Origin of the sequence: Chryseobacterium taeanense (assembly GCF_900099685.1) — a bacterium.
Lineage (GTDB): Bacteria > Bacteroidota > Bacteroidia > Flavobacteriales > Weeksellaceae > Chryseobacterium > Chryseobacterium taeanense.
This window is the reverse complement of record NZ_FNDW01000006.1, coordinates 55367-74841: the sequence shown is the minus strand read 5'-3', so window position 1 is coordinate 74841 and position 19475 is coordinate 55367. Positions and strand designations below refer to the sequence as shown.

21 protein-coding genes are annotated in these 19475 nt (G+C 35.5%); 11 read left to right on the top strand and 10 right to left on the bottom strand.

From position 1 onward, the window contains the following. Positions 1–101 precede the first annotated feature (101 nt). The gene (locus BLR30_RS09945; protein WP_089857750.1) at positions 102–1193 is read left to right on the top strand and encodes an acyltransferase family protein; all 1092 of its coding nucleotides are present in this window, start codon (positions 102–104) and stop codon (positions 1191–1193) included. Between the two features lie 9 nt (positions 1194–1202). Here the strand turns inward: BLR30_RS09945 and BLR30_RS09940 are convergent, their stop codons facing one another. Continuing rightward, positions 1203–1436, bottom strand: a complete 234-nt coding sequence (locus BLR30_RS09940) for a hypothetical protein (protein WP_089857747.1) — start codon at positions 1434–1436, stop codon at positions 1203–1205. A 158-nt stretch (positions 1437–1594) separates the two neighbouring features. Between BLR30_RS09940 and miaE the strand changes: the two genes are divergently transcribed. The 3 genes from miaE (at position 1595) to BLR30_RS09925 (ending at position 4263) form a co-directional block, all read left to right on the top strand. After that, positions 1595–2176 (top strand): MiaE family protein, encoded by a 582-nt coding sequence (gene miaE, locus BLR30_RS09935; RefSeq protein ID WP_089857743.1) that lies wholly within the window; start codon positions 1595–1597, stop codon positions 2174–2176. Positions 2177–2185: 9 nt separating this feature from the next. Continuing rightward, positions 2186–2803, top strand: coding sequence for a DUF502 domain-containing protein (locus tag BLR30_RS09930; RefSeq protein WP_089857740.1), 618 nt, complete (start codon positions 2186–2188; stop codon positions 2801–2803). An 83-nt stretch (positions 2804–2886) separates the two neighbouring features. After that, positions 2887–4263, top strand: a complete 1377-nt coding sequence (locus tag BLR30_RS09925; RefSeq protein WP_089857735.1) for a tryptophanase — start codon at positions 2887–2889, stop codon at positions 4261–4263. A 66-nt stretch (positions 4264–4329) separates the two neighbouring features. Here the strand turns inward: BLR30_RS09925 and BLR30_RS09920 are convergent, their stop codons facing one another. Then, the gene (locus BLR30_RS09920; RefSeq protein WP_089857732.1) at positions 4330–5550 is read right to left on the bottom strand and encodes a PQQ-dependent sugar dehydrogenase; all 1221 of its coding nucleotides are present in this window, start codon (positions 5548–5550) and stop codon (positions 4330–4332) included. Between the two features lie 107 nt (positions 5551–5657). Here BLR30_RS09920 and BLR30_RS09915 point away from each other — a divergent pair, with 107 nt between their 5' ends. The 3 genes from BLR30_RS09915 to uvrB all read left to right on the top strand — a co-directional run bounded on the left by BLR30_RS09915 (position 5658) and on the right by uvrB (position 9582). Continuing rightward, positions 5658–6032 (top strand): BlaI/MecI/CopY family transcriptional regulator, encoded by a 375-nt coding sequence (locus BLR30_RS09915; RefSeq protein ID WP_089857730.1) that lies wholly within the window; start codon positions 5658–5660, stop codon positions 6030–6032. Continuing rightward, positions 6029–7447: a M56 family metallopeptidase gene (locus BLR30_RS09910; protein ID WP_089857728.1), complete on the top strand. Its 1419-nt coding sequence runs from the start codon at positions 6029–6031 to the stop codon at positions 7445–7447. Before BLR30_RS09915 ends, BLR30_RS09910 begins: the two co-directional genes overlap by 4 nt. Before the next feature lie 143 nt (positions 7448–7590). After that, entirely contained in the window at positions 7591–9582 is a 1992-nt protein-coding gene (gene uvrB, locus BLR30_RS09905) for an excinuclease ABC subunit UvrB (protein ID WP_089857724.1), read from the top strand. A gap of 39 nt (positions 9583–9621) precedes the next feature. On the opposite strand, the gene BLR30_RS09900 is transcribed toward uvrB, so the two are convergent. The 4 genes from BLR30_RS09900 to BLR30_RS09885 all read right to left on the bottom strand — a co-directional run bounded on the left by BLR30_RS09900 (position 9622) and on the right by BLR30_RS09885 (position 12506). Continuing rightward, on the bottom strand, positions 9622–9876 hold the full coding sequence (locus BLR30_RS09900) for a DUF3820 family protein (RefSeq protein WP_089858302.1): 255 nt from the start codon (positions 9874–9876) through the stop codon (positions 9622–9624). Between the two features lie 13 nt (positions 9877–9889). Beyond that, positions 9890–10975, bottom strand: a complete 1086-nt coding sequence (locus BLR30_RS09895; protein WP_089857722.1) for an AI-2E family transporter — start codon at positions 10973–10975, stop codon at positions 9890–9892. Continuing rightward, the gene (locus tag BLR30_RS09890; protein WP_089857720.1) at positions 10975–11709 is read right to left on the bottom strand and encodes a beta-carotene 15,15'-monooxygenase; all 735 of its coding nucleotides are present in this window, start codon (positions 11707–11709) and stop codon (positions 10975–10977) included. Before BLR30_RS09890 ends, BLR30_RS09895 begins: the two co-directional genes overlap by 1 nt. Positions 11710–11783: 74 nt before the next feature. Next, the gene (locus BLR30_RS09885; RefSeq protein WP_089857718.1) at positions 11784–12506 is read right to left on the bottom strand and encodes a hypothetical protein; all 723 of its coding nucleotides are present in this window, start codon (positions 12504–12506) and stop codon (positions 11784–11786) included. 47 nt (positions 12507–12553) lie between these two features. Here BLR30_RS09885 and BLR30_RS09880 point away from each other — a divergent pair, with 47 nt between their 5' ends. Further along, positions 12554–13531 (top strand): aminodeoxychorismate synthase component I, encoded by a 978-nt coding sequence (locus tag BLR30_RS09880; RefSeq protein ID WP_089857717.1) that lies wholly within the window; start codon positions 12554–12556, stop codon positions 13529–13531. Beyond that, positions 13515–14141: an aminotransferase class IV gene (locus tag BLR30_RS09875; RefSeq protein WP_089857715.1), complete on the top strand. Its 627-nt coding sequence runs from the start codon at positions 13515–13517 to the stop codon at positions 14139–14141. Before BLR30_RS09880 ends, BLR30_RS09875 begins: the two co-directional genes overlap by 17 nt. Here the strand turns inward: BLR30_RS09875 and menD are convergent. Further along, the gene (gene menD, locus BLR30_RS09870; protein ID WP_089857713.1) at positions 14138–15814 is read right to left on the bottom strand and encodes a 2-succinyl-5-enolpyruvyl-6-hydroxy-3-cyclohexene-1-carboxylic-acid synthase; all 1677 of its coding nucleotides are present in this window, start codon (positions 15812–15814) and stop codon (positions 14138–14140) included. The genes BLR30_RS09875 and menD overlap by 4 nt on opposite strands. A gap of 86 nt (positions 15815–15900) precedes the next feature. On the opposite strand from menD, the gene BLR30_RS09865 reads away from it, so the two are divergent. After that, positions 15901–16851, top strand: coding sequence for an isopenicillin N synthase family dioxygenase (locus tag BLR30_RS09865; protein WP_089857711.1), 951 nt, complete (start codon positions 15901–15903; stop codon positions 16849–16851). Between the two features lie 33 nt (positions 16852–16884). On the opposite strand, the gene BLR30_RS09860 is transcribed toward BLR30_RS09865, so the two are convergent. Continuing rightward, positions 16885–17775 carry a hypothetical protein gene (locus tag BLR30_RS09860; RefSeq protein ID WP_089857710.1) on the bottom strand — a complete coding sequence of 297 codons (891 nt, stop codon included), beginning with the start codon at positions 17773–17775 and terminating at the stop codon, positions 16885–16887. A 98-nt stretch (positions 17776–17873) separates the two neighbouring features. On the opposite strand from BLR30_RS09860, the gene BLR30_RS17740 reads away from it, so the two are divergent. Further along, positions 17874–18035 (top strand): bacteriocin-like protein, encoded by a 162-nt coding sequence (locus tag BLR30_RS17740; protein ID WP_175443639.1) that lies wholly within the window; start codon positions 17874–17876, stop codon positions 18033–18035. A gap of 54 nt (positions 18036–18089) precedes the next feature. On the opposite strand, the gene BLR30_RS09855 is transcribed toward BLR30_RS17740, so the two are convergent. Next, on the bottom strand, positions 18090–19136 hold the full coding sequence (locus tag BLR30_RS09855; protein ID WP_089857707.1) for a PA0069 family radical SAM protein: 1047 nt from the start codon (positions 19134–19136) through the stop codon (positions 18090–18092). A 118-nt stretch (positions 19137–19254) separates the two neighbouring features. Then, a complete protein-coding gene (locus BLR30_RS09850; protein ID WP_089857704.1) occupies positions 19255–19449 on the bottom strand; it encodes a hypothetical protein in 195 nt (64 codons plus the stop codon). Positions 19450–19475: the final 26 nt, after the last annotated feature.

Here is a 19475-nt window from a genome sequence, read left to right as displayed (position 1 = left end):
CATTTCGATATATCTTTCTTAGAGGCAGGGCAATTCCTGTCTCTTTTTCTTTTAAAAATATTCATAAAGTTTATTACTTTTGATGCATTATCTGTAAAATAATGAAAAGAGATCTCTATATTGATTTTGCTAAAGGACTGGCAACACTGTCTATCATATTCATTCATACCGCTTTTTGGTCCGGACAGTTTTACAGTCCGGCAGAAGTGAGAGTTTTTTCGTTAGTATTCGATGTCGCTCTATTTTATGCTTTAAGCGGAATTACTTCAGGTTCAAATATTGAAAAAACTTTTTACAGATTACTGAAACTACAGATCACGTATATGATTTTCGTGACTTTTTTGTTTTTTCTAGATTATTTCTTTAAAGTTTTCGGATTGAATTTCTTCTCCTTAGAATGGTTAAAGAAATTTTATTCAACATTTGGATCAAAATATACAATTGCCAATATTTCTAATGTTCCGCAATGGGAAAATCTCGGAAATTGGTATCTCCATCAATATACCAATGCAGATACTTTTCCGGTCGTGATGGGAAGTTTCTGGTATCTGAAAGTTTATTTTATTCTGACGGTTTTCGGAGTGTTGATTCTGAAATTTTTCCCAAAGCATATCAATTGGTTCATCGCATTATGCGTTATTCTGACTTTACTATTTAATATCTTTCCGGAAATATATCCGACAGGACAAGTTGGGTACGTTGCTTTTTATCTTACAATATTCCTGATTGGTAACAGAATGAAAGGTAAAAAAATACCCGCCAAAATAATTCCTTTACTGTATGGGTTAGTTGCAGTTGCTTTAGTTTGGATGTTTTGGTTTTATGGAAATGAAATTTTTTACAAAATCAACAGGAATAAATTTCCTCCGAAAATTCCTTACATCATCTGGACATTTTTTTCTCTTGTAACACTTTTTACATTGTATAACAGAGTGAAGATATCTTCAGAAAACTTTGTAACCTACATAGGAAAAAATGCGATCTTTTTCTATTTTGCTCAGGGAATTAGCTCTTCTCTTGTTTATTTTTTAGTTGTCCCTTTAAAAGAATACCTGTCCTGGTGGATCCTGATGATATTGATATACCTTATTAATGTGATCCTCGCTTTCGGGATCTCTGCTATTTTAAAGAAAATCGACGGTCTTGGGTGGAATATTCTGGAAATATTAAGAAAAAAAACTGCTGTTAAATAGCAGTTTTTATTATTCTCTTCTTCCGCTTCTTGCAATTAGAGCTATAATGATAATGAGTAGAATGGCTCCGCCGATAAGATACATAGGGTCAGCATACCATTCTGTAGTGGTGGTCGTTTTGTTTTCTGTGGTTACGACTCCACCGGCAGTATCCTGTGCAAATGTAAAAACAGACATCAGTACAGAAAAAGCCAATGCAAGAAAAGAATTCATCTTACTTTTAACAAATGTAATTGTTTCCATATGTTTATATTTTTAATTGGTTTCTGAACAATAAACAAAAACAATACCATCATTTTCACATATTCTTTAAAGAAAATAAATTTATATGAAAAATCTTTAAAAGAAATAAAACGTTTATCATATCTCAAAATATTTTAATTTTACACAAAATTTAAAACATGTTTAAGTTGAAACTTCCTACCGACCCGAGGTGGGCAAATATTGCAGAAGGAAACATTGAAGAAATTTTAACGGATCACGCGTGGTGCGAGCAGAAAGCTGCAACCAATGCCATCGGACTTATCACAATGCTTCCTGAATATCCGGAGATTGTAACCGAACTTCTTGCCATTGCACAGGAAGAGCTTGAGCATTTTCAGCAGGTGCATGAGATTATCAAAAAGAGAGGATATACATTCGGACGTACCCGAAAAGATGATTATGTTAACGAATTGGTAAATTTTATCCAGAAAGGCGGCAACAGAGATGATCTTATTGTAGATAAAATGCTTTTTGCAGCCATGATCGAAGCAAGAAGTTGTGAACGATTTAAAGTGCTTACGGAGAATATAAAAGATGAAGAACTTAAAACCTTCTACAGAGAATTGATGATTTCAGAAGCTAACCATTATACAACTTTCATCGGTTTTGCGAGGCAACTGGGAGACGAGCAGAAAGTAAATGCAAGATGGGAAGAATGGCTGGAATATGAAGCTAAAGTCATCCAATCGTACGGAAAAGGAGAAACCATTCACGGATAAAACTATATTTTGAAAAAACTGACGTTTGAAAATATTGCCAATTTCTTCCTGAAAAACTTCTTTCAGGGGCTTGTCATTATCGGTCCTATCGGACTGACAATGTTTGTGATCTGGTATATTGTTACCTCTATTGACAATATTATTCCTTCGTTGGCAAAACAAATTCCCGGACTTGTTTTTCTTTCAACTATTCTGTTTACAGCGCTTTTAGGATATTTAGGAAACAAATTTGTGGTTGGGCGGTTCTTTTTCGACGCAATGGATCGTCTTCTTGAAAAAACTCCCGGAGTAAAACATATTTACACTCCTACAAAAGATGTCATGTCTTCATTTGTGGGGGATAAGAAAAAATTTAATGATCCCGTATGGGTAAAAACCAACGAAAATCCTGAAATATGGAGAATAGGTTTTCTCACCCAAAAGGAAATGGCCGATGTTGAAAAACATAATTACGTTGCGGTTTATCTTCCCCATTCGTATGCCATTTCAGGATGGGTAATTGTTACGGAAGAAAAGAACATCAAACCTGTAGTGGGAATGACGGCCGCTTCTGCAATGAAATTTGCGGTAAGTGGCGGCGTTGCAGGATTCCACTCGGATGACAATATTTTTAAAGCTCCTGAATAGTCAGGCTTTTTAAATATCTTTTGATGAATTTGAATTATTTCAAATAAAATTTTCTTTACAAAACAATCTAATAAATACTTATCATGAATTTACCGTACGCGGAACCTTTCCGCATTAAAATGATTGAGGAAATCCGTCAGTCAACAAGAGAAGAAAGAGAGCAATGGCTTAAAGAAGCAAACTATAATTTATTCAATCTAAAATCTTCACAGGTTTTCATCGACCTTCTTACCGATTCCGGAACCGGAGCGATGTCCGACAGACAGTGGGGCGCTTTGATGATGGGGGATGAAAGCTATGCCGGTTCACGTTCATTTGAGCAACTTCACCAGACCGTACAGAATATTACAGGCTTTAAATATCTTTTGCCAACACATCAGGGAAGAGCCGCGGAAAATGTGCTTTTCTCAGTTTTGGTGAAAGAAGGAGACGTAATTCCCGGAAACTCTCATTTTGACACCACAAAAGGACACATCGAATTCAGAAAAGCTCACGCTGTCGACTGTACGATCGATGAAGCTTTTGATATCAATGATCTTCATCCTTTTAAAGGAAATATCAACCTTGAAAAGCTTGAGGAAGTTTATAAAAGTCACCCAACAGAAAAAATCCCATTTTGCCTTATTACCATTACGTGTAATTCTTCCGGCGGGCAACCTGTTTCACTTGAAAATATGAAAGCAGTAAAAGAACTTTCTGACAAGTATGGCGTACCCGTATTCTTTGATTCGGCAAGATTTGCAGAAAATGCTTATTTCATTAAGAAAAGAGAAGCAGGGCAGGAAAACAGAAGCATCAAGGAAATCTGCAAAGAAATTTTCTCTTATGGAGAAGGTATGACCATGAGTTCTAAAAAAGACGGACTGGTAAATATCGGAGGTTTTATAGCATTAAATAATGAAGAAGTTTTTAGAAAAGCTTCCAATTTCACGATTATTTACGAAGGCTTCATTACTTACGGAGGAATGGCAGGAAGAGACATGGCAGCTTTAGCAGTCGGTCTTGATGAAGCGACCGAATTTGCATATTTAGAAAGCAGAATTTCTCAGGTGGAATATCTTGGAAATAAATTAATTGAATACGGAATTCCTGTTCAGAAGCCTATCGGAGGACATGCTGTGTTTATCGACTCTCTGAATTTCCTTCCAAAAGTTGATCGCTCAGAATATCCTGCACAAACGTTGGGACTTGAGATCTATAAAGAAGCAGGAATCAGAACGGTAGAAATAGGAACTTTGCTGGCCGACAGAGATCCTGAAACAAGAGAGAACCGCTATCCAAAACTGGAATTGGTTCGTTTGGCGATCCCAAGAAGGACTTATACCAACAACCATATGGATTATATTGCTGCTGCCATCAGAAACGTTTACGAAAGACGTGATGAAATTGCAAAAGGCTATAAAATTACATGGGAACCGGAATTGTTGAGACATTTCACAGTTCAATTGGAAGAAGCTTAAGAGTAAATCAGTTCGGGCTCAAAACTTCGTTTTGAGCCCGAACTTTATATAAAAGACTACGTAAGATTATTTTTTAGAAATTTTATATAATTTTCCACTGTCTGTTACCGCATACAGATTGCCATCGCTACCGTTCAGTACATCGCGAAATCTTTCATTCTGATCTTCTAAAAGCCGCTCTTCACCAACTACTTTATTGTCTTTCATGACGATTCTGTTGATATGTTCACCGCTAAGGCAACCGATCATCAGATTTCCTTTCCATTCATCAATATTTCCGGTGTAGAAAGTTACGCCGCTCGGTGAAATCACCGGATCCCAATAATAAACAGGCTGTTCTGTTCCTGCTTTTTGAGTCGTTCCATTATTTATTTTTTCTCCAGAATATTCGATTCCATAGGTGACATCACCCCAACCATAATTTTTTCCTGGTTTAATTAAATTAATTTCATCTCCACCTCTAGGACCCATTTCCACGTCCCAGAGATTTCCGTTGGGATCAATTGCCATTCCTTGTGGATTTCGGATTCCGTAGGCATAAATTTCAGGTTTAAATCCCGATTTTCCGATAAACGGATTTCCGGATGCCGGTTTACCATCTTTGGTTATTTTTAATATTTTACCTAAATAATTATCGGTTTTCTGTGCGTAGACTCTTGTTTGCTTGTCGGATCTTTCGCCGGTGCTAACAAATAAATTTCCGTCTTTATCAAAAGCGAGCCTGCTTCCGTAATGTTTGTCGCCGTCGTACGTAGGCGTTGCCCGGAAAATGACTTTTACATCTGAAATATTTTTTAAATCCTGAGACAGTTTGCCTTTCGCAACAGCGGTATGATTCCCCTTACCGTATGGTTCCGAAAAGCTGAAATAAATAATGTTGTTTGTTGAGAATTCGGGATCAAGCGCTACATCAAGCATTCCTCCCTGTCCTTTGTCATCAACTTTAGGAAAGCCATCAATTTTTGATATCTGCTTTCCATCTGTTGAAAATACATTCATATAACCTCTTTTATCAGTAATCAATAATCTTCCGTCAGGCAGATTAATAATTCCCCAAGGTTTTCCAAGGTCTTTACTAAGAACTTCAACCTTATAAGGAGTTGTCGTTTTTACGGCTTTAATTCTGGTTTGTCCGGCAAAAGCAGGCTTATATTCAGGTGAATTGGGAACCTTCGTCTCTACGCTTCCATCGCTTCCGATCTTTTGTGCATTAACTTTATTTTCTTTACAGGATGTAAATATTAAAAATAAACTTATTGCTGAAACACAAAATTTATTGATTTTCATATTATTATATTAGATGGTTTTGCTTTAGAATGGAAAAATAATGCCATAAATTTGATATTTTAAATTTTTATTCTACATTTGTAGAGTATAATATTAAAATGTAGAATATGAAAGAAATAAAACTAACAGATTCTGAAAAAGATGTTATGGAAATACTCTGGGAAAAGAAAAAGGCCTTTATGAAAGATATTTTGGAGTCTTTTCCTGATCCAAAACCCGCAACAACGACTGTCGCGACCCTGCTCAAAAGGATGCAGAATAAGGATTTTGTTGGCTACACATTGTATGGAAATTCCCGTGAATACTTTCCGAAAATAGCGAAAGGGGAATATTTCAAGGAAGAAATGTCTTCTATGATTGACCGTTTTTTCAATAGTTCTGTGACCCAGTTTGCTTCATTTTTTACTTCGAATGCAAAACTGTCGCAAAAACAACTGAAAGAACTCCGGGAAATGATCGACAAACAAATTGAAGAAAAATGATTTACATTTTAAAAATAATATTGTGTTCCTCATTGCTTATTGCGCTGTATTTTGTTTTCCTGGAAAAAGAGAAAATGTACCGGTTTAATCGTTTTTACTTACTTTTTTCTGTTATCTTATCTTATACCGTCCCTTTTATCACCGTTACCTCGGAACATCCGAAGCCGACCGGCAAAGTACAGACTGCTCTTGAAGCGACCACGCAGGTTTTAGATCTTACACAACATTACGAGCGATTCAACTGGATCAGTTTTATTTGGATCTTGTATGGAATAATAACTGTGATTCTGTTAATGAAAACCATTTATTCCATTGTGAAAATCAAAAAAATCAAAGGAAAAGAAATATGGTATGAAAATCAAAAAGTAGTGCTGACTGATGAAAATATTCCTGCTTTCAGCTTCTGGAAAACTATTTACATTGGAAAAATTTATCTGGTCAACAATAAGATTGATCCAAGGATTTTCCTTCACGAAAAAAGTCATATCGACCAGAAACACAGTATTGATCTGCTGTTTATTGAAGTTCTGAAAATTTTCACTTGGTTTAATCCTTCTCTTTATTTGTATAAAAAAGCTGTCGTTATCAATCATGAATTTCTGGCGGATGAATCTGTATTAGATAAAAAATTTAACGTAAAAGATTATCAGCATCTTATTCTTGATGAAATTATTTCACAAAAAAACTATAACCTTACCCATACATTCAATTTTAATAACACTAAAAAACGATTTATTATGATGAACGCTAAAAAATCTAAACTGGCAAACTTTAAAAAAATAGCCATCGCGCCTGTTTTGCTTCTTGCTTTCGGACTATTTGTGCAGAAAACATATGCAAACCCTATTGAAAAAATCATTGAGGAAACGCAGAATAAAACTTCAGAAGTCCTGAAAAAATCACTTTCTGAAGATACTGGAAAGGTATTTGACGAGTCTGAAAATAAATTTTTAAATCAACAAATTGAAACACAAGGAACACAAATTGAAAATACAAACAGTAGCAGAACAGTTCAGGATACAGTTCGCCCAAAAGAAGGTAAAAATACAAATCTAAAAGAGGAAATAGCAGCAAGGAACACAGAAACAGCAACACCTAAAGACGATGTGACATCACTTCCACAGTATCCGGGAGGATTTAATGCACTGAGAACCAAGATTTCAAAGTTATTTGACCCATCAAAATTGAATACCGATAAATCCAAAAAATTCAATAGAACTGAACTTACCTATACCGTTGATGAAACAGGAAATGTTATCGATGTAGACGCCACCGGAAATGATGAAATTTTCAATACTGAAGCGATTTCAGCACTAAAAAAAGCCAATGAAAATGTTGTCTGGATACCTGCAGAAAAAGACGGAAAACCTGTTCGTTATCGAATGAAAATCCCATTGGCTATGTCTTTTCAGTAATTATTAAACACTCATTGCGAGTGTTTTTTTTATTTCAAATATTTTAGAATTTTTCTATACATTCAATTTCTTTTGAGGTATCTAATACTTTTCAATGTCAAATATTTCTTTCGTACTTTTGTTAGATAAGATCACAATTTTCTATGCAATTCAACCTTCAATCAGAATATAAACCCACCGGAGACCAGCCGCAAGCTATCGAAAAGCTTACCGAAGGCATAAAAATCGGCGAAAAATACCAGACCCTTCTGGGAGTTACAGGATCCGGTAAGACCTTTACGGTAGCCAATGTAGTGCAGCAGGTACAGAAACCCACTTTGGTTCTGGCTCACAATAAAACCTTGGCAGCACAGCTCTTCATGGAATTTAAAGAGTTCTTTCCGGAAAATGCCGTTGAGTATTTCGTTAGCTATTACGACTATTATCAGCCCGAAGCTTATATTGCCACAACAGGAACTTATATCGAAAAGGATCTCAGCATTAATGAAGAAGTTGAGAAGCTCAGACTTTCTGCAACGGCAAGTTTGCTTTCAGGAAGACGGGATGTTTTAATCGTAGCGTCTGTATCATGCATTTACGGTATCGGAAACCCAACGGAATTTCACAAATCTCTGATATCTATTGCTATAGGAGAAAAAGTGACACGGACTGCTTTGTTACATTCTTTGGTGAATGCGCTTTATTCCAGAACTTTAAATGAATTCCAGAGAGGTACATTCCGTGTAAAAGGCGACGTTATTGATGTTTTTCCGGCATATGCAGATAATGCGGTGAGAATTCAGTTTTTTGGAGATGAAATTGAAAAAATACAAAGCTTTGATCCAGTTTCCGGAAATGTAACATCAAGCTTTGAGCAGATTCAAATTTACCCCGCCAATCTTTTCGTAACCTCAAAAGAAACATTGAATGGAGCCATCAGAGATATTCAAGATGATTTGGTAAAACAGGTTGATTTCTTCAATTCAATTGAAAAACCCCTTGAAGCTAAAAGACTTCAGGAAAGAACTGAGCTTGATCTTGAAATGATTAAAGAGCTGGGCTATTGTTCCGGAATTGAGAACTATTCAAGATACCTTGACGGCAGGCTGCCCGGCACAAGACCTTTCTGCCTGCTGGATTATTTTCCCAAGGATTATTTAATGGTTATTGATGAGAGCCACGTTACCGTTCCACAGGTACATGCGATGTACGGCGGAGACCGAAGCAGAAAAGAATCTCTGGTAGAATACGGATTCCGGCTTCCTGCCGCAATGGATAACAGGCCTTTGAAATTTGAAGAATTTGAAGCGATACAAAATCAGGTGATCTATGTTTCCGCAACACCTGCAGATTATGAGCTGGAAAAGACCGGAGGTGCTTATATTGAACAAATTATACGTCCAACAGGGCTTCTGGATCCGGTAATCGAAATAAGACCGACGATAAATCAGATCGATGATTTGATGGAAGAAATTCATAAAAGAGCTGATCTTGATGAAAGAGTTCTTGTAACAACGCTGACTAAAAAAATGGCGGAAGAACTAACCAAATATTTCACGAAATTCGGTATCAGAACGAGATATATTCACTCCGATGTGGAGACACTGGAACGTATTCAGATCATGCAGGACTTGCGTGTAGGACTTTTTGATGTATTAATTGGAGTAAATTTATTAAGAGAAGGTCTCGATCTTCCTGAAGTTTCACTGGTTGCCATTCTGGATGCTGATAAAGAAGGAATGCTGAGAAGCCGAAGATCTATGATCCAGACGGTTGGGCGAGCTGCAAGAAACCTTAACGGAAAAGCCATCATGTACGCCGATAAGATTACAAAATCAATGCAGGCCACATTAGACGAAACTGAATACCGCCGGGCTAAACAGATGGAGTATAACAAAGAACATGGTAAAGTACCTGTCGCTTTAAATAAGAAAATATCTGAAAGTTTAGTGGGAAGAACAAAAGATTTTCCAGATGAAAGATATACACAGAAGGAAATCCTTCAGAAGGTAGCTGAGGCAAAAGCAACTTATACCAGTGAAGATATGGAAAAAGTGATTGCCCAAAAACAGAAAGAAATGGAATCTGCAGCCAAAAATCTGGACTTTATAAAAGCCGCGAAATTGAGAGATGAAATTGCAGCTTTAAAGGGATAATAAAAGTTTCGGCGGCACCAAAGGTGCCGCCGAAAATATTTAGAATTTATAAGTCTTGTTCTTATATTTTTCATAATTCGTTGCTCCTCCCCGAATGGGAATCAGCAAATCCATCAAGCCGTTTAATTTTATTTCATAAATTGTTGACAGCTGCATTCCCAATTTTCCTTTAGGCATCCCTTTACGATGAAACCATTCAAGATAGCTAATTGGCAGATCTGCCAGAATCGTTCCTTCATATTTCCCGAAAGGCATTTTAACCTCGCAGATTTCTTTTAATATTTCGGGGTTTATTCCATATTCCATTTTATACTAATAAATCTATTTTTTCTTCAATTTCATCATCTTTATCAGGGAGCTTAAGGTCGGGGATGTCATCTTCAGAAAATTCATTTCTGTACACCTGTATCAGCAACAATGTCAGAGATATAAGAATCGGACCAAAAACCAATCCCATAAAACCGAATAAGTTCATTCCCATAATAATTCCGAAAACAGTATTTAAAGGATGAATATCTTCCAGTTTCTTTAACAATGTAAAACGCAAGACATTATCCGTAAGTCCTACAATAACAAGGCAGTACGCAGCTAATCCAAGTCCCGGCCCGGTATTTCCTTCCGCAATCATATAAATACAAATCGGGATGTAAATAATCGCACCTCCCACAACAGGGATCATCGAAGTAGCAGCCGTTAAAGCAAAAAGAAGAATTGGGCTCGGTGCGCCGAAGATGAAATATCCTATCATGGCAACAATGCCCTGACCCAATGCTACCACGGGAATTCCGATTGCATTTGCCATAATGAGCTTTCTCATTTTTTCTCCTATTAAAGAAACGTTCGATCGCTTTAATGGTGCTGATGATGATAATATTTTCTCGAAAAACCGTGGTCTTTCAAGCATAAAATAAAGAATGAAATACATTGACATTATTACGGTCAGTGTATTGAACGTCCCGCTAAGAGCTTTGGTAGAAAATTGTCCCACATTATTCTTAAGCTTATCCATATTTTCCTTGCTTAAGATATCAAAGCCGACTTTGGAATAAATAAAAGTATGAATTTTCTCAAGAAATACATTAAACTTATCCATATAAGCCTGTGCATTACCGAGTTTTTCAATGAGTAAATCTCCGATAAAATAAACAGGAAGAATAAGCACAACAAGACTTGCAAACATTAAAGCCAATGAAGAAGCCCAGGGTTTCCAGTTTTTTTCTTCCTGAAGATAAAAATTATACTTCCGGCAAACCACATAAATGGTAATAGCACCTAAAACGGAAGGGATAAAAAGGGCAAGATTAAAACAGATCAGCCCTGCCAAAACCAAAATTATGGCAAGCAACGAAACCTGTTTTATTTTAACACTGCTTATTTGTTCTTGTTTGTTCATTATTTATTAAACATTATTTGTCTTGGTTTTCCCACATAAGCGCAGTATAAGGAATACATCACTATAAAGATAAACGGTGCCGTCAGAATTACTCCGATGAAGCAAAGTACAATTCCTGCCATTGATAAAAGGAACCCTACAAATGTTGCGCCAAGGAAAACACCATAATTTTCTTTTACGATATTAAATGATTTTCCTAAAGCTTCCGTTGCAGACACATTTTCAAATAACAAAATCGGATATCCCAACATTAGAAAAGGATAAACAAAAATGATCGGCAACACACAAAGTGAAAGAGCAACCGCAGAAATTATCCCGGCTAATAAAGCGTAGATCAAAATATTAACAAAATTCTGTTTGTAGCCAATAAAAAGATCAGAAAATTCAATAGGATTTTTCGTATTGTATTTATTGGTCATGTAAATTAACCCAACATACAACGGAGAAAGCAAAAGTCCCAAAAGCCCCGATAAACCAAAATACAAAGGCATTCCGGGTGTACTAAACACTGAGAAATTTGAATAATCACCAGAATCGCGCATTTCTTCAAGCATCGCTGCAGAATTCATTCCCGTAAGAGACTGGATGATTGCACCTAAAATACTATAAATAATCATTGCCACTACAGCGTAAAGGAAAACCCCTTTATACATTTCGAAAGCATGAGAAATAACGGACCCTGTACTCTTTTCCGGAACAGAACCCTGTTGGTCAAATTCATTAAATTCTGACATGATGTGATTTTTTTAATGTTATTACTACCAAATTAAACTTTTTCCGGCAGAAATACATTAAAAACAATCTAAAATTAATTTTTCTCGGAAAAAATAACTTTATAAAGTGAGTAAATCATCGCATTCCAGAATGGAAAAGTAAATAACCCTCCTATAAAAAGCAATGCAAAGCCGATATATTTAAAGAAAACAGCTACCATAATGCACACCAAAATTTCCAGAAAATACATTCGAAGTGCTTTGAAATTTAATGAAAGTGATTCTAAAATACTTTTGTTCATAAAGAACATCATCGGCGCCACAAACATTGTGATCGAAACCCAGATTACCCCCAATATAATTGTCTGAATGCTGTATGCAAAAATAAAATACCAGAAGATATAATAACCGATATATCTAAAAAAGTTCAAGCCGTTGTAGCCTACGAAAAGATCTCCCAGTTCAATTTTTTCTCCAAGATCCATTTTTCTGTAAATCTGATAAAAGCCAAGATTCAGAGGGTACAAAAATATATTTGTCCCCATTATCCATAGCGAAAAATTCTGAAAGTTTTCTGTAACCAAAAGCTTCTGTAGCTCTGCTGTATATACCTGAACTCCTTCTTTAGCATATTTTGCAGTTTCCAGATAGCCATCCAGAATTCCGTATTTCGCATCGCAGAAAAAAAACACCGTCATCATAATTCCAAAATACATGATCGAGAACATCAGCTGAAAAACCAATGTCTTATTCCAGTAGAAAAATGCCTGCTTCAGTATAAAATCCAATCCCGGTTTCTGTGGATATTTGTTTTCCATGAAAAATATTTTGTGCAAAAGTAAACATCAATAATTACTTTTGCGGAATGTTTTCATTGAATCATCAAAAATTTATGGAAATGGACGAACTTTCACTTCAGAAAGTTCCCTATTTTTTCATGGTCGATTTCCTTGCACAAAATGTTGAAATATTTAAAGAAAAAGAAATTGAAAAATCAGGTTTATTAATTGATTTTCAAAACTTTTCAAGCTTAAAAAAACAACACGAATTACCGGAAAAAATAGTCTGGAAATCGTTTCCTGAAACACTTGAAAGTTTTAAAAGCGGTTTTGATAAAGTTCAGAAAAATATTCGCTTCGGAAACTCATATCTTGTAAATTATACACGAAAAACCAAAATTGAAACGAATTTAACACTGGAAGAAATTTTTTATCATTCTTCTGCGAAATATAAAGTGTTTTATAAAGATTTTTTTGTATTTTTTTCTCCTGAAACTTTTGTGAAAATCATTGATGGCAAAATCTTTACGTACCCGATGAAAGGTACTATTGATGCCTCTTTGGAAAATGCCGCAGAAATTCTCAGGAATGATAAAAAGGAAAAAGCAGAACACTATACGGTGGTTGATTTGCTACGCAATGATCTCAGCGTGGTAGCAGATAATGTGAAGGTTGACAAATTTCAGTATATTGATTTCATTAAAACCAAGCAGAAAGATCTTTATGCCATGAGTTCTGAAATTTCGGGAATTTTAAAACCTGAATATAATGGAAAAATAGGAAGTATTATGGAAAAAATTCTTCCTGCCGGATCTATTTTAGGTGCACCAAAACCCAAAACGCTGGAAATTATTCTGGATGCGGAAGGATATGATAGAGGTTACTATACAGGAGTTTGCGGATGGTTTGACGGCAAAAATCTCGACAGTTGCGTAATGATCCGCTTTATTGAAAAGGAAGGTGATGCGCTGTATTTTAAAAGTGGTGGCGGAATTACACACATGAGCAGATTAGAAGACGAATATCAGGAAATGAAAAATAAAATTTATGTCCCAATTCATTGAAAGCATTAAGATAGAAGATCAGGAGATTTTCTTATTGGAACTACATCAGAAACGTGTAGATGATACTTTTGCCCATTTCGGAAAAGAAGGGTCAATCGATCTTGCCAAAATTTATAAACATCTTGAACATGATGAAGATGGTCTTTTCAAACTGAGAATTGTGTACAGCCTTGATAAAAAAATCCGGACTCAGATGATTCCTTACGCAATCCCGGAAATAGAAAATTTTCAGCTCGTTGAAAACAACAGTTTCGACTATTCTTTCAAATTTGAAGATCGCACTGAGCTGGAAAAAATGAAAACCAAATCTAAGGCTGAAGAGATTATCATCGTTAAAAACAATCATATTACCGATACTTCTTACTCTAATCTTCTTTTTCTGAAAGGAAAAAGCTGGTTTACGCCGACTTCTTATCTCTTAAATGGTGTACAAAGGCAGCATCTTTTAAGAACAAAAGCTATAAAAGAAACCGAAATTACCCTTCAGAATATCAAAGAATTTTCTCATTTTCAGATCATTAATGCTTTAAATGACTTTGATGAAAATTTCATTTATCCTATTGACAGAATTATTAACTTACCGGGAAATGAGGAATATGCAGATCTTTAATTTTCTTTAAGATAATTAAAATATGCTTTCTGTATATCAGCATTGTTCTTGCCGTAAGTATTAACTTCCAGTATTTTAGGTTGATTGTCTGGTTTGAAGAAATTTTCAAGTACTCTGTCTAAAGTTAATTCTTCATCGACTTTAGTGTAAGAAAATCCGAAGTGTTTGGCCAGAAACTCTGCATTCTTATGATGCTTTGTGGCAATAAATTCGTCCAAAGTATTCGGATTTGCATTTCCAGGTCCCGGAATAATTTTAAAAATATTTCCTTCTCCGTTATTAAAAATCATTACTCTCACAAATGGTGGGATATATTGATTCCAAAGTCCGTTGATATCATAAAAAAAGCTGAGATCTCCTGTAACCAATAAAGTTGGATTGGCATTCTTTATGGCAAATCCCATTGCCGTGGAAGTGGAACCATCGATTCCGCTCGTCCCTCGGTTGCAGTAAATTTTTCTCTTCCCATAATCAAACAGTTGAGCATAGCGTATCGCCGAACTATTACTAAAATGGATATTGTAATTTTCAGGAATTGTCTGTGAAGTTTTATTGAAAAAATAAAAATCGGAAAATTCTACAGTACTGAGAAATTTCTCATGTTTTGCATCTTTTTTATCCCTCAGCACATCCCAGAGATTGTAGTATGGACTTGGTTCAAGATTAATAAATTTCAGCAATTTAGAAAAGAAAACTTCTGGTTTTACTTCCACTTTTTCCGTCAATGCAAAATAAGTATCCGGCTGCCATACTTCGTCCAGATGCCAATGCTGTTTTGGTCTTGCTTTTCTAAGAAACTGCTTTACTTTTTTAGAAACAACATTCTGCCCTACTGTAATCAGCAAATCAGGCGCATAGGTTTTAAAATCTTCTTCCGTAAAATTGAAAACATAACGGTCAATATGTCTGAAAAACTTCTCATGATGAAGATTTGAATTTGCTTCACTTAAAACAACAACAGAGTGATTTTTAACTAATTGTGTTAGCTGGTTTTCAAGTTCAGGACTGTAATCTCTTGTCCCGACCAGGATCATGATTCTCTGAGAAGTATTCCAGTCTGCGACTAAATTGGAAGGGATTTCGTATTCTTTTTGTTTAAAGGTTTTCTCAATGGTAGGGAAAGTCGGAAGTTCCGAAACCAACTCATAAAGAGGTTCTTCCAAAGGAATGTTGATATGAACGGGGCCTTGCTTTTCTATGCACAATTCAATAGCTTTTTTAATCGTATCAAAATTAAGGTCTTCCGCATTTTCCTTGCTGTCTTCAAGCAATTGAAAGTCCCCGTAAGAATGCTGATGAAAAAGATTATTCTGCCTGATGGTCTGTCCGTCAAAAATATCCACATAATCTATTGGCCTGTCGGCTGTTAACACCAAAAGCGGAATATTGGAGTAAAATGCTTCTGTTACAGCAGGATAATAATTTGCTGCCGCCGAACCACTTGTACAGGTTATGGCTACAGGTTTTTTTTCGCTCATTGCCATACCCATTCCTACAAAAGCTGCACTTCTTTCGTCTACAATACTGAAACAATTGAAGCTGTCAATTTCTGAAAAATGAATAGCCAACGGTGCGTTTCTGGATCCCGGGGAAATAATAATATCTGAAATTCCGTACTGCTGAAGAAGATGCGCCAATATCTGAATACTTCTTTTGGAAGAATATTTTTTCATAGGACAAATTTAATTGATAAATAATTAACTCTAAAAAGATTTTTCATTTAAAATATTTAATTTAGCCATTCGTTAAATTTCTAAAAATGGACAAAATACCTAGTGTAGACCTGCGTGATTTCCTTTCGGGTGACCCGGAACGCAAACAGAAATTTGTAAATGAAATCGGAAAAGCTTATGAAGAAATTGGTTTTGTTGCCTTAAAAGGCCATTTTCTTGATGACAAATTGGTAGATGAACTCTATGGAGAAGTGAAAAATTTTTTTGAACTGCCAACGGAAACAAAACAGAAGTATGAAATTCCGGGGATTGGCGGACAAAGAGGCTATGTGGGATTCGGTAAGGAAACTGCTAAAGGCTTCAAAAAAGGAGACCTGAAAGAATTTTGGCACTTCGGACAATACGTGTCTGATGATTCCAAATATAAAAGCGAGTATCCTGACAATGTAATTGTTGAAGAGCTTCCAAAGTTCAATGAAGTGGGGAAGGAAGCTTACCAAATGCTGGAAAAAACAGGACAGTATGTTTTAAGAGCTTTGGCATTGTATCTTGGTCTGGATGAATTTTATTTTGATGATAAAATTGCGGAAGGAAACTCGATTTTAAGGCCAATTCATTACCCGCCGATCACAGAAGAGCCGAACGATGCGGTAAGAGCAGCGGCACACGGCGACATCAATCTGATTACCCTTTTAATGGGTTCTCAGGGGAAAGGTCTTCAGGTTCAGAATCATACAGGAGAATGGATTGATGCTATCGCAGAACCCGACGAACTGATGATTAACGTTGGAGATATGCTTTCAAGGCATACCAACAACAAACTGAAATCGACAATCCATAGGGTAGTAAACCCGCCAAGAGAATTGTGGGGAACTTCAAGATATTCCATCCCGTTTTTTATGCATCCCGTGAGTTCCATGTCATTAAACGCACTTGAGAATTGTGTTAATGAAAATAATCCGAAGTTGTACGAAGATACTACGGCCGGAGAGTTTTTACATGAAAGGCTGATTGAATTGGGACTGATAAAAAAATAATAGTAAAACCGGGTTATTTAGCCCGGTTTTGTTTTATAGTTTTGCATGAAATTTTTCTGTTAGAATCTTGCTGTATTTTTCAGCTCTTACCGTATCTTTTTTGTGAACCCAAAAATCAAGACTGCTTCTGAAGTAATATTCCTGGCATTTTGCCGGTAAATATTGATTGATTTCATCTTCATCCGTATGTTCTATAATTTCATATTTCGGAAGATCTATATTGAGTGATTTCCGGAATAAGGAATATCTGCGCAGAATATTATAATCTGACCATGAATTACATGAGAATTTCGATATATCTTTTTTAAAATACTTTTCAAAATAGTTAAGCATCAGTTCTTTTTCGGTATTGTTTATTTTGCTGCTACTGAAACTTATAAAAACGGTAAAAAACCAGAGTTCTTTAGCTTTTCTCTCAATTGCTTTATAGTGAATATCTTCTCTTCCGAATGGTGAGTTATTTAATTGTGCAACTTTTTTTAATACATCTGCTAAATACATCTCTGAAGTACGGATAAACCCCTTGGTATCATTGTTTTGGTAATATTTCTGATATTCAGATATCTTTAAAGTTAAATCATTTTCCAATCTTCCATTAACATAATCATGAAGTGAACTTTTATCCCCTGTGAATATTGCAGAGTCCTGCTTGATATTTATATTTAAAGATTCATGTGAATTTAAAAATAAATAAATATTTCTTTTTTTATGGTTCTTATAAAAGACAGATAAAATATTTCCATCATTTTTCACATTGATTGTTTTCTTTTGATTATCTCCGATATCAACTTTTTTTTGAGCGTATTTAACCTCAATCGGGAAATTACTCTTGTTGTTAATCGTTATATTCTGAGCTGGACACATATATGAAAATACCACAAATAATAATATTTTACTGCTTTTTTTAAATCTTACATATTTCATCGAGGATAAATTTAAAACAAATTAATATACCACTCTATATTGACATATGTTTTTTTTCATTATCTTTACATTACTATCAAATTTTTAACTAAAACAATATGAAAAATTTAAAAAAACTAAGCAAAGGCCAGTTAAAAAACATTAAAGGAGAAGGAATCAATCTTCCGGAGCCTGAATTTTGTATGTACGTATGCGGAGATATGGTAATCTGCGCGACTTGCAGTAAAGATTTCAAATGCCCGGTGGATGACACTATGTAATTGAAATTCAGAAAAATCATAAAGAAAGCCGTTCCTGTATGAGAGCGGCTTTCTTTAATCAAAAAATCTAAGCTGTTGGTCTTTAGCCCCGGTAAAATTTTTGGTAGAAAGCTTAGGAAATTCTTTGTTCTCAAAAAACTTTTTACGACCTATTTTAAAGGTATTATGAATCATCTCTGCGATATTTCCTTCCCCTTTTTGTCGGTCAAAATATCTTTTCTCACCCAGCTTTCCGCCCCGCATGGAACGGATTAAATTCAAAACTTTCTGCGCACGTTCAGGAAAGGCATTTTCAATCCATTTGACAAATACAGGTTCTACAGAATCGTTCAGCCTTACCAGAGTATATCCGAAACTCTGCGCTCCGGCATCAGAAATTGCTTTTAGAATCGTTAAAGGTTCGTCGCTGTTCAGCCCCGGAATGATAGGAGCAACCATCACGTTTACCGGAATACTGTTTTCAGACAAAATTTCTATGGCTTTCAATTTATTTTTTGCAGAACTTGTACGCGGTTCCATTTTCCTTCGAAGCTCTTCATTAATGGTCGGAATACTTAATGAAACGGAAACAAGATTTTGTTCTGCCATGGGCTTTAAAATATCCAGATCTCTCAAAACCAAAGCATTTTTTGTAAGAATGTTGACAGGATGTCTGTAATCAAGACACACCTGCAGAATTTTTCTTGTGATTTCAAACTTTCTTTCTGCGGGCTGGTAGCAATCTGTATTTCCTGATAATAAAATAGGTTCGGGTTTATAATTTCTTTTCTGAAAAAATTTTTCTAAAAGTTCCGGGGCATTTTTCTTTACCATGATTTTTCTTTCAAAATCGATTCCGGCGCTGTATCCCCAATATTCATGCGTTGGTCTTGCAAAACAATATGAACAACCATGTTCACAACCCTGATATGGATTCATGGAATATTCCATCGGAAGATCTTCGCTTTTTACCTGATTGACAATTGTTTTCGGAAAGACTTCTGTAAAAGAAGTTTTCAGAGACTCATAATCTTCATCTTCCGGTTCAAAAGTGTAGCGGTCGAAACGATTGATTACATTTCGCTGAGCTCCCTGACCTTTTATGATGTTTTCGTTCTGCATTACACTGTAAAATTAGAACGGAAATTTTACATAATAATAAGTTTTAACATTAAAGTTTTCCACAAAAAAAATCCAGCAAAGTATTAATGCTGGATTCCTTAGATTTGAATATATTTTACTACTTCATTGCATAAAATTCGATTCCGTGATAATCTTCTTCATGACTATTTTTGTCGAAATGTCTATGATAATCCGAATAAGAATCGCTGTATTTTTTATCTTTTTTTTCTAATATTTTTTTAATTCCGATAATACTTAATACCGCCAAAAGGCCAACTCCTCCTGCCAGTAAAACGCCTACTTCCTTTTTCATATTTTGCTTGATTTATTAAACTTTCC